Genomic DNA, 17,494 nt, shown 5'->3' on the forward strand with positions numbered 1-17,494 from the left:
CACCATGGTCGACCTGACCGCCCTGCTCACGGATCTGGCCACCGAGTCCGAGCAGCTCGACGCGCTCGTCGCGCCGCTGCCGCCGCAGGATTGGCAGCGACCAACTCCGGCGATGGGCTGGACGATCGCCCACCAGATCGCTCACCTGGCCTGGACGGATCACGTGGCCCGGCTCGCCGCGACCGACACCGAGGCCTTCTACGCCTCGGTGACCGCCGCACCGGACCCTGGCCGGCTGGTCGACGACGGCGCGGCGGCCTTCCTCGCCCCGCCCGCCGTCCTGCTCACCCGCTGGCGGGAGGGCCGCTCGGCGCTCGCGGCAGCCCTCGCCGCCGCCCCCGCCGGAGAGAAGCTGCCCTGGTACGGAACCCGCATGTCACCGGCCTCGATGGCGACGGCCCGGATCATGGAGACCTGGGCGCACGGCGAGGACGTGGCCGAGGCGCTCGGCGTCACCCGGCCCGCCACCGACCGGCTGCGGCACATCGCGTACCTCGGCTTCCGTACCGTCGGGCACAGCTTCGCCGCCCACGGTCGGGCGGTGCCCACGGCACCGGTCCGGGTGGAGCTGACGGCACCCGGCGGGGAGAACTGGACCTTCGGCCCGGCGGACGCCGCCGACCGGGTGACCGGTCCGGCGCTCGACTTCTGCCTGCTGGTGACCCGGCGCCGGCACCGCGCCGACACCGCCTGGTCGCCACCGGGCCGGTCGCCGACGGGTGGTTGGACGTCGCCCAGGCCTTCGCCGGCCCGCCCGGCACCGGCCGCGCTCCCGCACGACCGCGTCGGGAGCGCAGCCGTGAGCGCGCGGCGTAGCCGCGCGGCGGCGGCCCGGAGGTGCCGCCGATGAGCGGGGTGCTGCGGGTCGGCAACGCCTCCGGTTTCTACGGTGACCGGTTCTCCGCCTGGCAGGAGATGCTCGACGGCGGCGCGCTGGACGTGTTGACCGGTGACTACCTGGCCGAGTTGACCATGCTCATCCTGGGCCGGGACCGGATGCGGGACCCCGACCTGGGCTACGCGAAGACTTTTCTCCGGCAACTGGAGGGCTGTCTCGGCACCGCGATCGACCGGCGGGTCACGCTTGTCACGAACGCCGGTGGACTCAACCCGGCCGGGCTGGCCGCCGCGATCCGCACCCTTGCCGACCGGCTCGGGCTGCCCGTCCGGGTCGGGCACGTCGAGGGTGACGCCCTGGCCCGGCCGGACGCGCTGACCGCGAACGCCTACCTCGGTGCGTTCGGCATCGCGGCCTGCCTCGACGCCGGGGCGGACGTGGTGGTGACCGGCCGGGTCACCGACGCCTCGCTGGTCGTCGGCCCGGCCATCAGCCGGTTCGGCTGGGGGCGCGGCGACCTCGACGCGCTGGCCGGCGCCACCGTCGCCGGGCACCTGATCGAATGCGGGGCGCAGGTCACCGGCGGCAACTTCAGCTTCTTCACCGAGCTGCCCGACGGCGGACGCCGCCCGGGTTTTCCGGTCGCCGAGCTGCGCGCGGACGGCTCGGCGGTGGTCACGAAGCATCCCGGCACCGGCGGCGCGGTCACCGTCGAGACCGTCACCGCGCAGTTGTTGTACGAGGTGGGCGGGCCGGCGTACCTGGGCCCGGACGTGGTCACCCGGCTCGACTCGGTCCGGCTGGTTCAGGACGGTCCGGACCGGGTGCTCGTCAGCGGTACCCGGGGCACCCCGCCACCGGACACGCTGAAGGTGGGCGTCAACAACCTCGGTGGTTTCCGCAACTCCATGACGTTCGTGCTCTGCGGGCTGGACATCCCGGCCAAGGCGGACCTGGTCCGGGAGCAGTTGACCGAGACGGTCGGTCCGGACGGGTTGGAGTTCACCCTGGCCCGCACCGACCACCCGGATGCCGCCGACACCGAAACGGCCAGCGCGCTGCTGCACGTACATCTGCGCGACGGTGACCGGACGCGGGCCGGACGGGCCTTCTCGGCGGCGGCGGTCGAGTTGGCCCTGGCCTCCTACCCGGGCTGCACCCTCACCACCCTGCCCGGTGATGCCACCCCGTACGGCGTGTTCACCGCCGACACCGTGCCACAGGAGGCGGTCGACCACGTCGCCGTGCTCCCCGACGGCACCCGGATGCCGATCGACCCGCCGCCGGTCACCTCGGTCGCCGGCGAGCCGGCGACCGAGGTGACCGGACCGGCGGCGACGGGTCCGACCCGGCGAGGCCCGCTGGGTGAGGTGGTCGGTGCGCGGTCGGGTGACAAGGGCGGCGACGCGAACCTGGGAGTCTGGGCGCGTACCGACTCGACCTGGGCCTGGCTGCGCGGCTGGCTCACGGTGGCGCGGCTGGCGGAGCTGCTGCCGGAGACCGCCCCGTTGACAGTGGAACGGTACGAACTGCCGAACCTGCGCGCCGTCAACTTCGTGATCCGGGGGCTGCTCGGTGCCGGGGTGGCCGCCTCCACCCGATTCGACCCGCAGGCCAAGGCCCTCGGCGAGTTGCTCCGCTCGCGGATCGTCGACCTGCCGGTCGAACCGGCGGCCAGCGTCGCACCGGTCGACCGGGGGGTGCGGCCGTGACGATCGTGGACACTCCCGAGCGGCGTCAACTGCGGGAGCTGACCCGCGCCTTCGTGACCCGGGAGGTGCTGCCGCACCTGGCCGACTGGGAGCGGGCCGGCGAGGTGCCCCGCCAGTTGCACGCGACCGCCGCGAAGACCGGCCTGCTCGGCATCGGCTTCCCCGAGGCGGTCGGCGGCAGCGGCGGTGACCTGCTCGACTCGATCATCGTCACCGAGGAGATCATCCGCTCGGGCGGCTCGTCGGGGCTGGTTGCCGCCCTGTTCACGCACGGCATCGCGCTGCCGCACATGGTCGCCGCGGCCGGTGCCGGGTCCGGCGGCAAACTCCCCAGGCGACCCGACGCCCCCGGAAGCGTCGACCCGACCGGCCGGGAGCACGACCTGATCGACCGGTACGTCCGGCCGACGCTCGCCGGTTCGATGATCGGCGCGCTGGCCATCACCGAGCCAGACGGCGGCTCGGACGTCGCGGGCATCCGCACCCACGCCCGCCTCGACGGCGACCACTACGTGGTCAACGGTGCGAAGACCTACATCACCAGCGGAGTCCGGGCGGACTTCGTGACCACTGCGGTCCGCACCGGCGTGCCGGGCAGCGGGACGCTGAGCCTGCTGGTCATCGACAAGGGAACGCCCGGCTTCACCGTCGGCAGACGGTTGGAGAAGCTCGGCTGGCACTGCTCGGACACCGCCGAACTCTCCTTCGTCGACGTACGCGTGCCGGTGGCGAACCGGATCGGCGAGGAGGACACCGGCTTCCTCGCGATCATGCAGCAGTTCGCGGCCGAGCGCCTCTCCCTGGCCACCCAGGCGTACGCCATCGCGCAGCGCTGTGTCGAGCTGGCCGTCAGCTGGTGCCGTGACCGGTCGACCTTCGGCCGGCCGTTGGCGAGCCGGCAGCTGGTCCGGCACCGGCTGGCCGAGATGCACACCCGGGCCGAGGCGGCGCGGGCGTACGTGCACCAGGTGGCCGCCCGGGTGGCCGCGGGTGAGCCGGTGGTGACCGAGGTGGCGATGGCGAAGAACGTGGCGGTCTCGGCCGCCGACCGGGTCGTCGATCAGGCCCTGCAACTGCACGGCGGCTTCGGCTATCTGCGCGACGCCGAGGTGGAGCGGCACTACCGCGACGCCCGGATCCTCGGCATCGGCGGCGGCACCACCGAGATCATGAACGAGATCATCGCGAAGGGAATGGGCCTTTGAGCACACTCGACACCGCGATCGACCCATCCTCGCCGGCCTTCCACGCGAACCGGGACGCGCTGCTGGACAGCCTCGCCGAGCTGGACGCCGCGCTCGACACCGCCCGAGCCGGCGGCGGCGAGAAGTACGTGGCCCGGCACCACAAGCGCGGCAAGCTGCTCCCCCGCGAGCGCATCGAGCTGCTGCTGGACCAGGACAGCCCGTTCCTCGAACTGTCGCCGGTCGCCGCGTACGGCACCGATTTTCCGATCGGTGCCAGCGTGGTGACCGGGATCGGTGTGGTCGAGGGCGTGGAGTGTCTGGTCGTCGCGAACGATCCGACGGTACGCGGTGGCGCGGTGAACCCGTGGTCGTTGGCGAAGACCCGGCGGGCCGGCGAGATCGCCCTGGCCAACCGGCTGCCGATGGTGAACCTGGTCGAGTCGGCCGGCGCGGACCTGCCCACCCAGGCGGAGATCTTCATTCCGGGTGGCCGGGTGTTCCGCGACCTGACCCGGCTCTCGGCCGAGAAGATCCCCACGGTCAGCGTGGTCTTCGGCAACGCCACCGCCGGTGGCGCGTACGTGCCCGGGATGTCCGACTACACGATCATGATCCGGGACCGTTCGCAGGTCTACCTGGCCGGGCCGCCGCTGGTGAAGATGGCCACCGGTGAGGACGCCGACGACGAGTCGTTGGGCGGCGCGGCCATGCACGCCACGACATCCGGCCTGGCCGACTTCCTCGCCGCCGACGAGCGCGACGGCATCCGGCTGGCCCGGCAGTGCGTACGCCGGCTCAACTGGCGCAAGCGGGGTCCGGCGCCGCGCAACCCGATGCCGCGACCACCGAAGTACGACCCGGAGGAGCTGCTCGGCATCGCCAGCGCCGACCTCAAGGTGCCGTTCGATCCGCGCGAGGTGCTCGCCCGGGTGCTCGACGGCAGCGAGTTCGACGAGTTCAAGCCGGCCTACGGCACCGCGCTGGTCACCGGCTGGGGTGAACTGCACGGGTACCCGGTCGGCGTGCTGGCCAACGCCCGGGGGGTGCTGTTCAGCGAGGAGGCGCAGAAGGCGACGCAGTTCATCCAGCTCGCCAACGCCAGCGACACCCCGCTGATCTTCCTACAGAACACCACCGGCTACATGGTCGGCACCGAGTACGAACAACGCGGCATCATCAAGCACGGCGCCCTGATGATCAATGCGGTGTCGAACTCGACGGTGCCGCACCTGACGGTGAACCTGGGCGCCTCGTACGGCGCGGGCAACTACGGCATGTGTGGCCGGGCGTACGAGCCGAGGTTCCTGTTCACCTGGCCCAACGCCAGGTCGGCGGTGATGGGGCCGGCGCAGTTGGCCGGGGTGCTGTCCATCGTGGCCCGGCAGGCCGCCGCCGCCCGGGGTCGCGAGTTCGACGAGGACTCCGACGCGGCGATGCGGATGATGGTCGAGCAGCAGATCGAGTCCCAGTCCGGCGCGCTGTTCCTCTCCGGTCGGCTCTACGACGACGGGGTGATCGACCCCCGGGACACCCGTACCGTCCTCGGCCTGTGTCTCTCGTCCATCCACAGCGGACCGGTGCAGGGCACCGCCGGCTTCGGCGTCTTCCGGATGTGAGCGCGAGGAACGCAGCGAAGCGGAGTCCCGCAGTCGCGAACGAAAGGCGGACACCCGTGAGCGCGAGGAACGCAGCGAAGCGGAGTCCCGCAGTCGCGAACGAAAGGAGATACAGCAGGTGATTCGGAAGCTGCTGGTCGCGAACCGGGGGGAGATCGCCCGTCGGGTCTTCGCCACCTGCCGGGCGCTCGGGATCGAGACGGTCGCCGTGCACTCCGACGCGGACGCCGACGCGCCGTTCGTCGCCGAGGCCGACCAGGCGGTCCGGCTGCCCGGTAACGCGCCCGCCGAGACGTACCTGCGCATCGATCTCGTCCTGGATGCGGCCCGCCGGTGCGGTGCGGACGCCGTCCATCCCGGCTACGGCTTCCTCGCCGAGAACGCCGAGTTCGCCACGGCGGTCGCCGACGCGGGCCTGACCTGGGTCGGCCCGCCCGCGAAGGCGATCGCCGCGATGGGCGACAAGCTGGCCGCCAAGGCGCTGCTCGCCGAGGCCGGCGTACCGATGCTGCCCACCTGGACCGACCCGGGGCAGGTGACGGACTTTCCGGTGCTGGTGAAGGCGTCCGCCGGGGGCGGCGGGCGCGGCATGCGGGTGGTCCGCGACGCCGCCGGGCTCACCGAGGCCGTGGCCGGCGCGCGCCGCGAGGCGGCCGCGGCGTTCGGCGACGACACGGTCTTCATCGAGCGGTACGTCGAACGGGGCCGGCACGTCGAGGTGCAGATCTTCGGCGACAGCCTCGGCACCGTGGTCGCCCTGGGCGCGCGGGACTGCTCGATCCAGCGCCGGCACCAGAAGATCGTCGAGGAGGCGCCCGGCGTCCTGGCCGGCGAGGTGCGGGAGCGGCTGCACGAGGCGGCGGTGGCCGCCGGACGGGCGGTCGACTATGTCGGTGCCGGCACGGTCGAGTTCCTGCTCGCGCCAGACGGGGAGATCCACTTCCTGGAGATGAACACCCGCCTCCAGGTGGAGCACCCGGTCACCGAGCTGACCACCGGGCTGGACCTGGTGCGGCTGCAACTGCTGGTCGCCGAGGGCGGGGCGCTGCCGCTGGCCGCGACGCCACCGGCCACCGGACACGCGATCGAGGTACGACTCTGCGCCGAGGATCCCGCGCACGGGTACCGACCGGCGACCGGCACCCTGCACCGGTTCGCCCTACCCGGCGTGGCGGCCGAGTTCGGGCCGCTGACCACACCGGGCGTGCGCCTGGACTCCGGCGTGGTCGACGGGTCGGCGGTGAGCATCCACTACGACTCGATGCTCGCCAAGGTGATCGCGTGGGCGCCCACCCGCGCGGAGGCGGCCCGGGCCCTGGCCCGCGCGCTGGCCCGCGCCGAACTGCACGGTGTGGCCACCAACCGGGATCTGCTGGTCCGCGTCCTGCGTAGCCCGGAGTTCGCCGCCGTCGACGTCGATACCGGCTTCCTGACCGGCACCCCGAGGTCTTCGAGCCGATCCTGCCCGCCGCCGAGGTGCCCCTGGTCGCACTGGCCGCCGCGCTGGCGTCGGCCGCCGCTCGCCGGGCTACCGCTCCGGTGCTGGCCGGCCTGCCGTCGGGCTGGCGCAATGTGCCCGCCTTCCCGCAGGTCATCCGGTTCGCCGGCCCGGACGGCGAGGCAATCGAGACCCGCTACCGGCTGGACCGCTCGGGCGGCCTCGCCGAGTGGTCGGTGTCCTCCGCCGACTCCGCCGGCACCGCGACCCCGGAGGGCGGCACCGGCCCGGCAACGCCGGCCGTCGCGCTGGTCGAGGCGTACCCGGAGCGGGTCGTGCTCGATGTCGACGGGGTGCGGCGGACCTACCGCGTACACCGGGTGGGATCGCAGGTCTTCGTGGACGGCCCGGAGGGGGCGATGAGCCTCACCGAGCTGCCGCGTTTCCCGCTGCCCACCGCGGAGCTGGCCGCCGGGTCGCTGGTCGCGCCGCTGCCCGGCACGGTGGCCCGGGTGCACGTCCGGGTCGGTCAGCGGGTGGCCGCCGGTGACCTGCTGCTGACCCTGGAAGCGATGAAGCTGGAACATCCCGTGCTCGCCCCCACCGACGGTCTGGTCGCCGAGCTGCCGGTGCCGGCCGGCGGTCAGGTCGACACCGCCGCCGTGCTGGCCGTGGTCACCCCCGACGAGGAGTCGCCGTCATGAACTTCGACCTCACCTCCGAGCAGGACCAACTCCGCGACGCCGTGCGGGCGTTGGGCCGGCGGTACGGCCACCGGTACTTCGTGGAGAAGGCGAAGGCCGGCGAGCACACCACCGAGCTGTGGCAGGAGGCCGGCGAACTCGGTTATCTCGGCGTCAACATCCCCACCGAGTACGGCGGCGGGGGCGGTGGCATCACCGAGCTGGCCATCGTCTGCGAGGAGCTGGCCGCGGCCGGTTGCCCGCTGCTGCTGCTCGTGGTCTCCCCCGCCATCGCGGCCACCGTCATCAACCGACACGGCACCGAGGAGCAGCGCAAACGCCACCTGCCAGGGCTGGCCGACGGCTCTCAGAAGATCGTCTTTGCGATCACCGAGCCGGAGGCCGGTTCGAACTTCCACCGCCTCGCCACGGTGGCCCGCCGCGACGGTGACGACTGGGTGCTGTCCGGCCGCAAGTGCTACATCTCCGGCGTCGACGAGGCCCAGTTTGTCCTGGTGGTGGCCCGGACCGAGGATTCCTCGACAGGGAAGTTGAAGCCGGCGTTGTTCATCGTGCCGACCGACGCGGCCGGGCTGACCCGGTCCAAGCTGGACATGGAGATCGTGTCGCCGGAGAACCAGTTCCTGCTCTACCTGGACGAGGTGCGGTTGCCCGGCGACGCGCTGGTCGGCGGGTCGCTCGACGCCGGGCTCCCGGCGCTCTTCGCCGGGCTCAACCCGGAGCGCATCACGGTCGCCGCGATGGGCGCCGGCACCGGCCGGTACGCCATCGAACGCGCCTCGGAGTACACCGCGACCCGGAAGGTGTGGGGCGGCCGGACGATCGGCTCCCACCAGGGAGTGGCACATCCCCTCGCGCACGCGGCGGTGCAGGTGGAGCTGGCGCGGCTGATGATCCAGAAGGCGGCGGCGCTCTACGACGCCGGCCGGGACCTGGAGGCGGCCGTCTCCGCCAACATGGCGAAGTACGCGGCCGGCGACGCGGCGGCGCTGGCGGTGGACACCGCCGTGCAGGCGCTCGGCGGCGCCGGCATGACCACCGAGTACGGCGTGGCCACCCTGCTCGGGGCGGTACGGGCGGGCCGGATCGCCCCGGTCAGCCGGGAGATGATCCTCAACTTCGTCGCCCAACACGTTCTCGGCCAGGACAAGTCCTACTGACTCGATCATCACGAGATGCGGCAGGTCGCGCGATCATTTCCGGTGGAAGGCGCAACATGCCGCAACCCGCGACGGCGGACGCGCTGTCGCCCCAGACTCAGCGACAGGCGGCGTCGACCCGGTGGACCGGGCGTACCCGACGGCCGAGTCCTTCCAGCAGCGAGTCCTCGACGTGGAAGTCGTGGATGCGCAGCCGGTACCGGGGCAGTTCCTCCTCCGAGGGGCAGAGCACCTGTCCGCGTACCTGGTCGACCGGCACGTACCGCACGCCGCCGCGTTCCTGCAGGATCACCATGTTGACGTCGTCGGTGGTGACCACGTGTCCACGGATCTCCTCGGTGGCATCCACAGAGGCGGCGCCCGCTTCGCCTACCGTGGTCACCGTCAGCGGCAGCACGGGGGTACTGATCACCGGCAGCGCCGCCCAGACCAGCACCACCAGCACGGCGAGCTGGGTCACCGGGGCGAGCGGGCGGATGACCACGCTGGGCAGTGGTCCGGCGACGAAGAGAGCCAGCAGCGGTGGTGCGACGAGGAGCACGATCGGCAGCGGCTCGCCCTGCCGCCAGGCGTCGCGCAGCGTCGGCACGAGCAGCCAGAGGTAGCCGGCGTACGCCGCGACGAGGATCAGGGCACGCACGGCGGGGCGCTCGTGCAGGCGTTCCGGCCGGAGCTGGAAAGCCGCCGCGAAGGTGGGCAGCAGCAGCGGAAGGTACAGCAGCGGCCAGGTCACCAGCGCCATCAGGAAACTCGCCGCGACGAACCAGCCCGGCGTGATCTCCGTCCACCGGGCGAAGAGCGGCCGGCGGGTCAGCCGATGACCGCTGGCGGCGAGCACCCCGCCGAGCGCGAACACCGCGACCAGCACGGTGGAGAGCAGGCGGGCCGCCGTGGTGAGGAAGCCGGCGAGCAGGTTGACCGGTCCCACGTTGGCCACCAGCAGCAAGGTGGTCTGCAACTCTCCGCCGGCCTCGATGCCGAGCCGCAACACCGAGAAGATCGCCGGTACGCCGACCACCGCCGTCCAGAACGACTGGCTGGCGCGGGCCCGCCGCTCCACCTGATCCCAGCCGCCAGCGGCCTCCGTCCGCAGCGCGCCGGGGCCCGGTTCGGCCCGTCCCGCCGGGATCGGCAACCCCGTCGGCAACGCCGACGGCGGCGCGGCTGTCCGTAGCACGGGCGGCGGTGGACCGTCGGTGCCCGGGTCGTCGGCGGCGGTGGCGGGTGCCGCACTCATCGTTGCGGTGCCTTGTCGTCGAAGTCCACGAGCCTCGGTACGTCAAGTGGTTGCGGCTGCCGTTTCTCGCCCCGCAGCCACGGCCCCAACGTGCGGTTGTACGCGGTCAGCCACGGACTGGCCTCTCCGCTGCGTCCCTGCTGGTAGCTCTTGTCGAGGAAGTAGGCGACCAGGTCGCGCAGCGCCGGGTCACCGATCGGCACGCCGACGCCGAGTAGTTCGCTGGTGCCGAACGGCATGTCGACGATCTCGAACTCGGTCGGGTACCGGGCCAGGAAGCCGGCGAGGATCGTCTCGTCGGAGCTGACCGCGTCGTACTTGCCGGCCCGGATGCCCTTGACGCAGTCCCAGACGTCCTTCACCACAAGCGTGCGGACCTGGTTCTTCTCCAACTCCGCCTCGGTGGTGGAGCCGCCGCTGGTGCAGATCCGGTACGTCGGGTTCCGTAGGTCCTCGATGGTGCGGATGGTGTCCTTGTGCCGGGTCGGCACCAGCACCTCCTGCGTGGTCACGAAGTACGGCCCGGCGAAGCTGACGAGCTTCTTGCGTTCTTCCGTGATCGAGAAGCTGGAGACCACCAGGTCCACCACTCCGCCCTGCAGAGCCGGGATCCGGTCCTCCGTGGACACCGCCACGAACTCCAGCCGGTGCTCTCCCTCGTAGCCGAGGGAGGCGGCGATGTACCGGGCGATCTCGACGTCGAAACCGACGTGGTCTCCGTCGCGGATCTCACCCATCAGCGGTTCGTCGTCGGCCACCCCGATCCGTAGGACCGGCTGGCCCCAGATGTGCGACTCGCGGAGCTTCTCCTGCACGGACGGCAGATCCGGCTCCTTCCGACTGTCGCAGCCCGCCGCCGCACCGAGCAGCAGGGTCAGCGCGACCGCCGCCGTGGTGGCCACCGAGCGCCACCGGGAGCTGGAGAGGCTTACACCCATTGGCAACCTCGCTACGGTTCGGTGTCTCCTGTGGCACTGAAAGTAGCCGTCCGTGTCGAGGTACCACCATCCGGCGGGCCGGTCCCGGCGGGCGCTCAGCGCCCGGAGAGCCTGATCAGCGACAGCAGGTGGGCGACCAGGGTGATGGGGACGCCGAAGGCGGGGACGAGGCTCATCGGCAGCGTGGACATGAGTCCGGTGTCGAGATCGACGCGCAGCAGACCGGCCGGACTGGCCGAGTAGAGGACGCCGAGAGTGACGGCGAGAAGCAGGTCGGCGATGCCCAGGGCCGTCCAGATGACGAAGATCCGGTTGGCGCGGTCGACCACGAAGGCCGCCATCAGCGGCGCGGTCAGCCCGATGGCCACGTCGCCGAGACCGGCCGGCAGGGCGAAGCCAGCCGGTAGCGCGTCGACGGCGGCGAGCGCCAGGAACGCCAGTCCCGCGACCCGCCAGGTCTGCAACAGGGTGAGGAACCGTAGCTCGAGACTGCGGGCCCAGGCACGGAATCGTGACGAGCACCCGGCGAGGACGAGCACCGTCAGCGGCGGTAGGCCAGCGGCGAGGGCCAGCGCCACCGGCGGGTCGCCCGGTGAGGTACGGAAGGCACCCAGGGCGCTCGCCGCGAGCGCGGCGCAGAACCAGCCGACGGCGACGATCGCGGGTGGGCTCGACAACCAGGAAGACCGGGTACGCGCGGGCACGGTCACGGGCCCCTCCAAGTGACTTGTGTTTTGCAAGTGACTCTAGGGGGGTAACTTGTATGTCGCAAGTGACTCGGAGGTGCGGATGTCATCGACCCGGAACGCGGCCCCCCGCTCGGACTGCGCGATCGCCGGCACGCTGGATCTCGTCGGCGACCGATGGTCCCTGCTCATCGTGCGTGACCTGCTGTTCCGCGGTGAGCTCAGATTCGCCGACCTGGCGGCCGCAGCCGAAGCGATGCCGACCAACACGCTCGCAGACCGGCTCCGTCGGCTGGAGGAGTGCGGAATCGTCGCACGCCACCTCTACAGCGAGCGTCCCCGGCGGTACGAGTACCACCTGACCGAGCGCGGCCGGGAGCTCGCGCCGGTGCTGGACAGCATCGCCACCTGGGGCATCACCCACCTGCCCGGCACCCGACGGCTCGGTGCCCGCTGACGGGCCGGCGGTGACCACACGCCCGTGGCCGTTGGCGCGGCGGGGTCCCCGGTGACGGCACCGGGCGACCGGGCAGTCGGTCGTCCGGTGACGAGTGTCGTCGCCCAGAAGGGCGCATTTCCGACTCGCCCGGCACTGTCGCAGCTCACCGCCATCCGGCAAGCTGTTGTTTGTCAGCTGTTCCGCGCGGTGAAGCTGGCTGCTGTTGACAGATCGGCAATCTCCGACATTCTGGACGGGTGAGACGGTTCTCAGGATCCGACGCACGGACCGTGGCGGTGGTCGCGGCCTTGGCGGCGTTCTGGCTGCTCGCGGTGCTGGTGGTAGGGCGTCGGCAGGATCTGCTCGGGGTGGCGGGCGCGCTGCTCTGTGTACTGCTCGCCACCGTCGCGGGAGTGGCCGTCACCGCTGCCCGTCAGCGTGACGCCGACGCTCGACTCGAGCGCGGGCAGCCGTCCGTGGGGCCGGGGATCGAGCCGTCCGGCATCGATGCCGACACACTGGAGACCCTGGGCGACCGGGAGGCGGTCCGCGCGATGCGGGACCGACATCGACGCGATCGGCGGGCACGCTGACCCTCCCCGGCCGTCAGGGACGGATCAGCCGCTGGTGAGCGTGGGCGAAGCCAGCCCGTTCAGGCCCCGCCCGGCCAGGCAGCGGTAGGTGAGGTCGGTGTCCGCGTCCGCCGGCGGCAGCACCTCAAGATTCCAACCAACCGCCTGGCGCAGCCCACTGACCAGGCGGAACGTCTCCTCGTTGCAGACCTGCCGGACTCGGGGGTCGGCGACGATCTCGTCGTGCCCGGCGTCGGCCAGCGCGGCCGGCAACCGCCCCTGGGCGTAGCTCTCCCAGGTGTGCCGGGCGTCGCAGGGCATCCGGCTGGCCTCGGCCCGCTGGCCACGCACCTGCACCGGCCCGAAGCACTCCAGTTCCGTCGCGCACTGGGCACCGGCGGGAAGCGCCTCGGGGTGGGTGGCGCAACCTGGGCGGAGCATCCCGGTTGCCGCCGGACGGGCCGGGATGCTGGGCTGCGGCGACGGCCCGCCACCGGCCGCCCAGGCACCGACGCCCGCCGAGGCGGCAGAGCGACCACCCCCGCCGCACCGAGGAACCAGCGTCGGCGCCGGCTGCGCTCGGTGGATCCGCCCCGGCCGGCGGTGCGGGGCGGCCGGCGTCATGGCCACCGGTGGCAGCACCGCCGATCGGTGCCACCCCGGGACTCGCCCCGCCGTCCGCTGCGCCTGAGCCGTCCAATGTGAGGTTGGTGAGCAGGTCGCGCAGTTCCGCGGCGGACGGCCGGTCCGCGGGATCGTTGGCCATGCCGGCCCGCAGCACGTCGATCAGGGCCTTCGGGACGCCGGGCAGGCCGGGGATCGGCTGGTGGAACATCTCCAGCACGGTGACCAGGCTCGGGTTGCGCTCGCTCTGCCAGCGCGGCGGCCGGCCGTGCATGACCGCGTAGAGGGTGGCGCAGAGCGCGTACACGTCGACGGCCGGCGACGGTGGACTGTGGCTGAACATCTCCGGCGGCGCGTACGCCGGCGTGAGCACCTCCAGCGCCACCGAGGCGTCCCGCATCTCGGCGACCACGGCGAGGCCGAAGTCGGCGAGTACCGCCGGGTTGAAATGCGAGTGGAGGATGTTCGCCGGCTTGACGTCACGGTGCAGCACGCCGGCGGCGTGCGAGTGGGCGATGGCGTCCGCGATCTTGACACCGAGATCGCGGGCCTCGACGGCGTCCAGCGGCGAGTTGCGCATCCGCTCGGCGTACGAACCGTCGCACAGTTCCATGATCAGGTATGGGTGCTGGTCGATGGTGACCCCGACGTCGAACAGGTCGACCACGTGCGGGTGGGACGACATCCGACCGGCCGCTCGCGCCTCGCGCAGAAAGCGGGCCTGGTCCCGGTCGCTGACCAGCGTCCGGTTCTCCACCTTCACGGCGACCTCGCGACCCACCGAGATCTGCGTCGCCCGGTAGACGGTGGCGTAGCCACCTCGGGCGAATACCTGCAAATCAGTCAGACCAGGCACGATGGGCGTCGGCAGGGCGCCGGGCGGGGTGTCGGTCACAACCTCGAAAATACCGAACTCTGCCGGCCGCTCACTGAACCGCATCGGTGGCCGGCCCCACAGCCGATGTTCCGGCACCGCGCCGGTCGTCGTCGCGCTCCGCTTCGTCGGGAGTCGATCCGCTCCCGACCGTCGGATCGATGATCCGTCGGACACCGGTCGTACCCGCGCCGGTGGACCGACGTGCGTCCCACCAGAGGCCGCCGGCGGTCGCCAACGCGCCCAGGCCCTCCCAGGCCGCCACCCCGAAGAACCGTCCCGGCGCGATGTCGGCCAGCACCGCGAGGGTGAAAACCGCGGACGTGACCAGCCGGAACACCACCGTGAAGCGGTAGAAGGCACGCCACTCGGTGGCCGTGGCGAGCAGGTAGTAGACCCCCATGTTGAACGAGGCCATCGAGGAGGCCGTCACGAAGACACCCGTGTAGTCGCCAGGTGCGCGGCTCGGTGGAATCTCGAAGCCGAGCATCCGCAGCAGTGCCTCCGGCCAGAGCAGGCCGACCGCCCCCAACACCAGCGCCAGCACGCCGAACACCGCGATCGTCCATCCGGCGACCGAACGCGGCAGCCTCATCTTCGCCCCCCTCGACGGCACGACCGACGACATCGACGGTGGCGTGCACCCGCCACGCTAGCCGCCGGCCCCGACCGGTCACATCCCCGAAACCGGCAGATCCGCACCGGCCATCGATCGACCGGACGAATCGGATCGAGGTCCGACCCGGTCCTCGACCCCGCGCCCACCGCGTGGGCACACCGGCCGGGCCGCCGGGCGGAGCCCGTCGACGTCGCGGCCGAGCCGGTCAGCTCGCTGGAGTCGGCGATGGTGGGCGGCGACCGCCGGACCCACCCGGGCACGGCCGGAGTCACCGGCGGCGTGGTGGCCCAGCTCTTCCCCCGGAGCCACCGGCTGGCTGCACCAGGACGGTTCCGGTGCCTGGTCGCCAGGAGGCCCGCTACTGGTGGCGGGACATACGACGACGCGCCAACCTGATCACCATCGCGGTGGTCGGTCTCTTCGTGCCGGTGATGGTCAATTTCGGTGGGCGGGGCTTCACCTTCGACAGCGAGCAGGGCTTCAGCGCCGCCAGGGACTCCTCGCCGGTGCTGGTCAGCCTCTCCCATGCTCTTCGTCGGTCTGCTCGCCGCGGTGACTGGCCAACCAGTTCGGCTTCGACGGCAGCGCGTACCGCGGCAAACGTATTGGCCGGTGTGCCGGGCGGCTGGAGCTGCGCGCCGGATCACCGCGTTCTCGCTCTACGTGCTGCCGATGCTGGCGGTGGTCGCCGTGGTGATCGCTGGTGCTCGGCGAGCCGACGTGGATCAGTTCGCTGGCGGGTGCACTGGTCGCCACCTACGGTGCCGGGTTGGCGGTCAGCTCGTTCGTCTCGGTGCTGGGTATTGCTCGCTGCCGGAGACGAGCAACCCGTTCGCGATGAACAGCGGAGCCGGGGTGGTCAAGGGCATGCTGACCCTGCTGGCCATGGTGGCCACCGGGGCGCTCGCCGCACCGATGGTGCTCGCTCGCGGCACTGCTCGGCGACGCGTGGCTCTGGCTGGGCCTGCCGCTGGGCGTGGCCTACGGCGTCGGCGCGGCGCTGCTCGGCGCGTACCTGGCCGGCGACGTGCTGGACCGCCGCCAGCCCGAACTGCTCGCCCTGGTCACCCCGCCGCTGACCGTCGCACCAGATCGCCGTGTGGTGTCCACCTGAGTTTTTAATATGCCGCATCTCGCGAAACTGTAGCCGAGGCCCACGAACCGGGCGGACGGGTCACAATGTTTCACGTGAATCATGGGCAGGTGCCCGGATCCACCACACCGACCGTTCGCCGCGCCGGCCGAGGATCGTTCGCCCCGTACGCCGGCTGCGGGGCCGGCTCGCCGCGCCGGTGACCCTCTGGACGGCGCCGGGGCCGGCCGGCCTGACATTGTCGTCGACCCTGGTCGCCGAGGGTGAGCCAGGCCGACTGCTCCTTCAGGCTGGTGGACGCCGAGTCGGAGCTGTGGGCGGCGGTCAGGAGGCCGGCCGTTTTCGCCGTGGCCCGGTCCGTCGCACCGGCAGCTCGCCGACCGGTTCGCCGGCCTGTTCCCCTCGCCGGGCGGCCTGTTCGCCATCGGTGGCTGGCTGGACACGCCGTACGGGCCGGTGCCGGACGACGCGGGCGGCTGGGCCGGCTGCCGCCTCGACGGTGCCCGGCAGTACGGCTGGGGTCTGCTGGTGGAGGCGACCATCGAGCGGGTGGAACTGACCGACGACGTGGAGCCGCTGCTGCACCACCGGGGCCGCTACCGGGGACTGGCCTGACCGTCCCGACGGACCGGCCACCGGGCTCCTTTAGGCTGACAACTCATGAAGGTTGAGCAGCGCTTCGGTCCCGGTCACCGCATCCTGGTCACCGGCGGGGCCGGGTTCGTCCCGTCGCACCTGGTGGATTCCCTGATCGAGCGCGGCTGCACAGTCGTCGCCCTCGACAACTTCGTCACCGGGTCCAAGGAGAACGTCGCACACCTGCTCGACACGCCGACCTTCACGCTGGTGGAGGCCGACATCTCCGACGGGTTGCCCAGCCATCCGGCGGTGGCGGAGCGGTTCGACGCGATCCTGCACATGGCCTCGCCGGCCAGCCCGACGGACTTCGAGAAGCTGCCGGTGGAGATCCTGCGGGTCGGCTCGGTGGCCACCCTGCACCTGCTGGAGCGGGCCGCAGCCGACGGCGCCCGGTTCCTGCTGGCCTCCACCTCGGAGGCGTACGGCGACCCGAAGGAACACCCGCAGCGGGAGACGTACTGGGGCAACGTCAACCCGATCGGCATTCGCAGCGTCTACGACGAGGCGAAGCGCTTCTCGGAGGCCGCGACGATGGCGTACCGCCGCAGTCGAGGCGTGGACACCGCGATCGTGCGGATCTTCAACACCTACGGGCCGAGGATGCGGCCCGACGACGGGCGGGCCATCCCGACCTTCATCTCGCAGGCGATGCGGGGCGAGCCGATCACGGTGCACGGCACCGGCAACCAGACCCGTTCCATCTGCTACGTCGCCGACCTGGTCCGGGGCATCCTGCTGTTGCTGGACTCGACCGAGAGCGGGCCGGTGAACTGCGGCACCGAGCACGAGATGAGCATGCGGGAGCTGGCCGAGACGATCGTGTCGCTCTGCGACAGCCGCTCTCAGGTGACATTCGTCACGCGTAGCGCCGACGATCCGGAGATGCGTCGTCCGGATCTCACCCTCGCCCGGGAAGCGCTCGGCTACGAGCCGACCGTCGCGCCGGAGGAGGGACTGCGGCGCACCATCGAACACTTCCGCAAGCGGCTGGGGTAGTCGCACGGACGGGGCAGGGGCGACACCGCCGTCGTCCCCGGAAACCGCGGTAGGGGCGAGACTGGCTCGTGCTGCGTACATTGAGTTACATGTCAGCGACCATTTCCGCCGCCCTGCCGGCC

Annotated in this window: 11 protein-coding genes and 5 pseudogenes; 11 read left to right on the forward strand and 5 right to left on the reverse strand. The window is 71.9% G+C overall.

What is annotated here, in order from left to right:
• The first annotated feature begins 4 nt into the window (after positions 1–4).
• From ENC19_RS20090 to ENC19_RS20115, 6 genes and pseudogenes are all read left to right on the forward strand, one after another.
• Positions 5–816 (forward strand): annotated as a pseudogene (locus ENC19_RS20090) (TIGR03084 family metal-binding protein).
• Positions 817–846: 30 nt separating this feature from the next.
• A complete protein-coding gene (locus tag ENC19_RS20095) occupies positions 847–2,550 on the forward strand; it encodes an acyclic terpene utilization AtuA family protein (protein WP_164448646.1) in 1,704 nt (567 codons plus the stop codon).
• Positions 2,547–3,755: an acyl-CoA dehydrogenase family protein gene (locus tag ENC19_RS20100; RefSeq protein WP_164448647.1), complete on the forward strand. Its 1,209-nt coding sequence runs from the start codon at positions 2,547–2,549 to the stop codon at positions 3,753–3,755. The genes ENC19_RS20095 and ENC19_RS20100 overlap by 4 nt, the downstream gene beginning before the upstream one ends.
• Positions 3,752–5,353 (forward strand): acyl-CoA carboxylase subunit beta, encoded by a 1,602-nt coding sequence (locus tag ENC19_RS20105; protein WP_164448648.1) that lies wholly within the window; start codon positions 3,752–3,754, stop codon positions 5,351–5,353. Before ENC19_RS20100 ends, ENC19_RS20105 begins: the two co-directional genes overlap by 4 nt.
• 118 nt (positions 5,354–5,471) lie before the next feature.
• Positions 5,472–7,495: pseudogene (locus ENC19_RS20110) on the forward strand (ATP-binding protein).
• Entirely contained in the window at positions 7,492–8,655 is a 1,164-nt protein-coding gene (locus tag ENC19_RS20115; RefSeq protein WP_164448649.1) for an acyl-CoA dehydrogenase family protein, read from the forward strand. The pseudogene ENC19_RS20110 and the gene ENC19_RS20115 overlap by 4 nt, the downstream one beginning before the upstream one ends.
• 97 nt (positions 8,656–8,752) lie before the next feature.
• Here the strand turns inward: ENC19_RS20115 and ENC19_RS20120 are convergent, their stop codons facing one another.
• The 3 genes from ENC19_RS20120 to ENC19_RS20130 all read right to left on the reverse strand — a co-directional run bounded on the left by ENC19_RS20120 (position 8,753) and on the right by ENC19_RS20130 (position 11,540).
• Positions 8,753–9,892, reverse strand: coding sequence for a hypothetical protein (locus tag ENC19_RS20120; protein WP_164448650.1), 1,140 nt, complete (start codon positions 9,890–9,892; stop codon positions 8,753–8,755).
• Positions 9,889–10,830 carry a transporter substrate-binding domain-containing protein gene (locus ENC19_RS20125; protein WP_164448651.1) on the reverse strand — a complete coding sequence of 314 codons (942 nt, stop codon included), beginning with the start codon at positions 10,828–10,830 and terminating at the stop codon, positions 9,889–9,891. The genes ENC19_RS20120 and ENC19_RS20125 overlap by 4 nt, the downstream gene beginning before the upstream one ends.
• 95 nt (positions 10,831–10,925) lie before the next feature.
• Positions 10,926–11,540, reverse strand: coding sequence for a hypothetical protein (locus ENC19_RS20130; RefSeq protein WP_164448652.1), 615 nt, complete (start codon positions 11,538–11,540; stop codon positions 10,926–10,928).
• A gap of 79 nt (positions 11,541–11,619) precedes the next feature.
• Between ENC19_RS20130 and ENC19_RS20135 the strand changes: the two genes are divergently transcribed.
• Both ENC19_RS20135 and ENC19_RS20140 read left to right on the forward strand, forming a co-directional pair.
• Positions 11,620–11,973, forward strand: a complete 354-nt coding sequence (locus tag ENC19_RS20135; protein WP_164448653.1) for a winged helix-turn-helix transcriptional regulator — start codon at positions 11,620–11,622, stop codon at positions 11,971–11,973.
• A gap of 239 nt (positions 11,974–12,212) precedes the next feature.
• Positions 12,213–12,548 carry a hypothetical protein gene (locus ENC19_RS20140; RefSeq protein WP_164448654.1) on the forward strand — a complete coding sequence of 112 codons (336 nt, stop codon included), beginning with the start codon at positions 12,213–12,215 and terminating at the stop codon, positions 12,546–12,548.
• Positions 12,549–12,572: 24 nt separating this feature from the next.
• On the opposite strand, the pseudogene ENC19_RS20145 reads toward ENC19_RS20140, so the two are convergent.
• Positions 12,573–14,007, reverse strand: a pseudogene (locus ENC19_RS20145) (serine/threonine-protein kinase).
• Between the two features lie 70 nt (positions 14,008–14,077).
• Complete coding sequence (locus ENC19_RS20150; protein WP_373688924.1) at positions 14,078–14,620, reverse strand: hypothetical protein; 543 nt, start codon at positions 14,618–14,620, stop codon at positions 14,078–14,080.
• Between the two features lie 234 nt (positions 14,621–14,854).
• Here ENC19_RS20150 and ENC19_RS20155 point away from each other — a divergent pair.
• From ENC19_RS20155 to ENC19_RS20165, 3 genes and pseudogenes are all read left to right on the forward strand, one after another.
• Positions 14,855–15,758, forward strand: a pseudogene (locus ENC19_RS20155) (ABC transporter permease); the annotation flags it as partial.
• A gap of 65 nt (positions 15,759–15,823) precedes the next feature.
• Positions 15,824–16,352, forward strand: a pseudogene (locus ENC19_RS20160) (flavin reductase family protein); the annotation flags it as partial.
• Between the two features lie 45 nt (positions 16,353–16,397).
• Entirely contained in the window at positions 16,398–17,372 is a 975-nt protein-coding gene (locus ENC19_RS20165; protein ID WP_164448655.1) for an NAD-dependent epimerase/dehydratase family protein, read from the forward strand.
• Positions 17,373–17,494: the final 122 nt, after the last annotated feature.

The organism is Verrucosispora sioxanthis, from assembly GCF_010560025.1.
Taxonomy (GTDB): domain Bacteria; phylum Actinomycetota; class Actinomycetes; order Mycobacteriales; family Micromonosporaceae; genus Micromonospora; species Micromonospora palythoicola.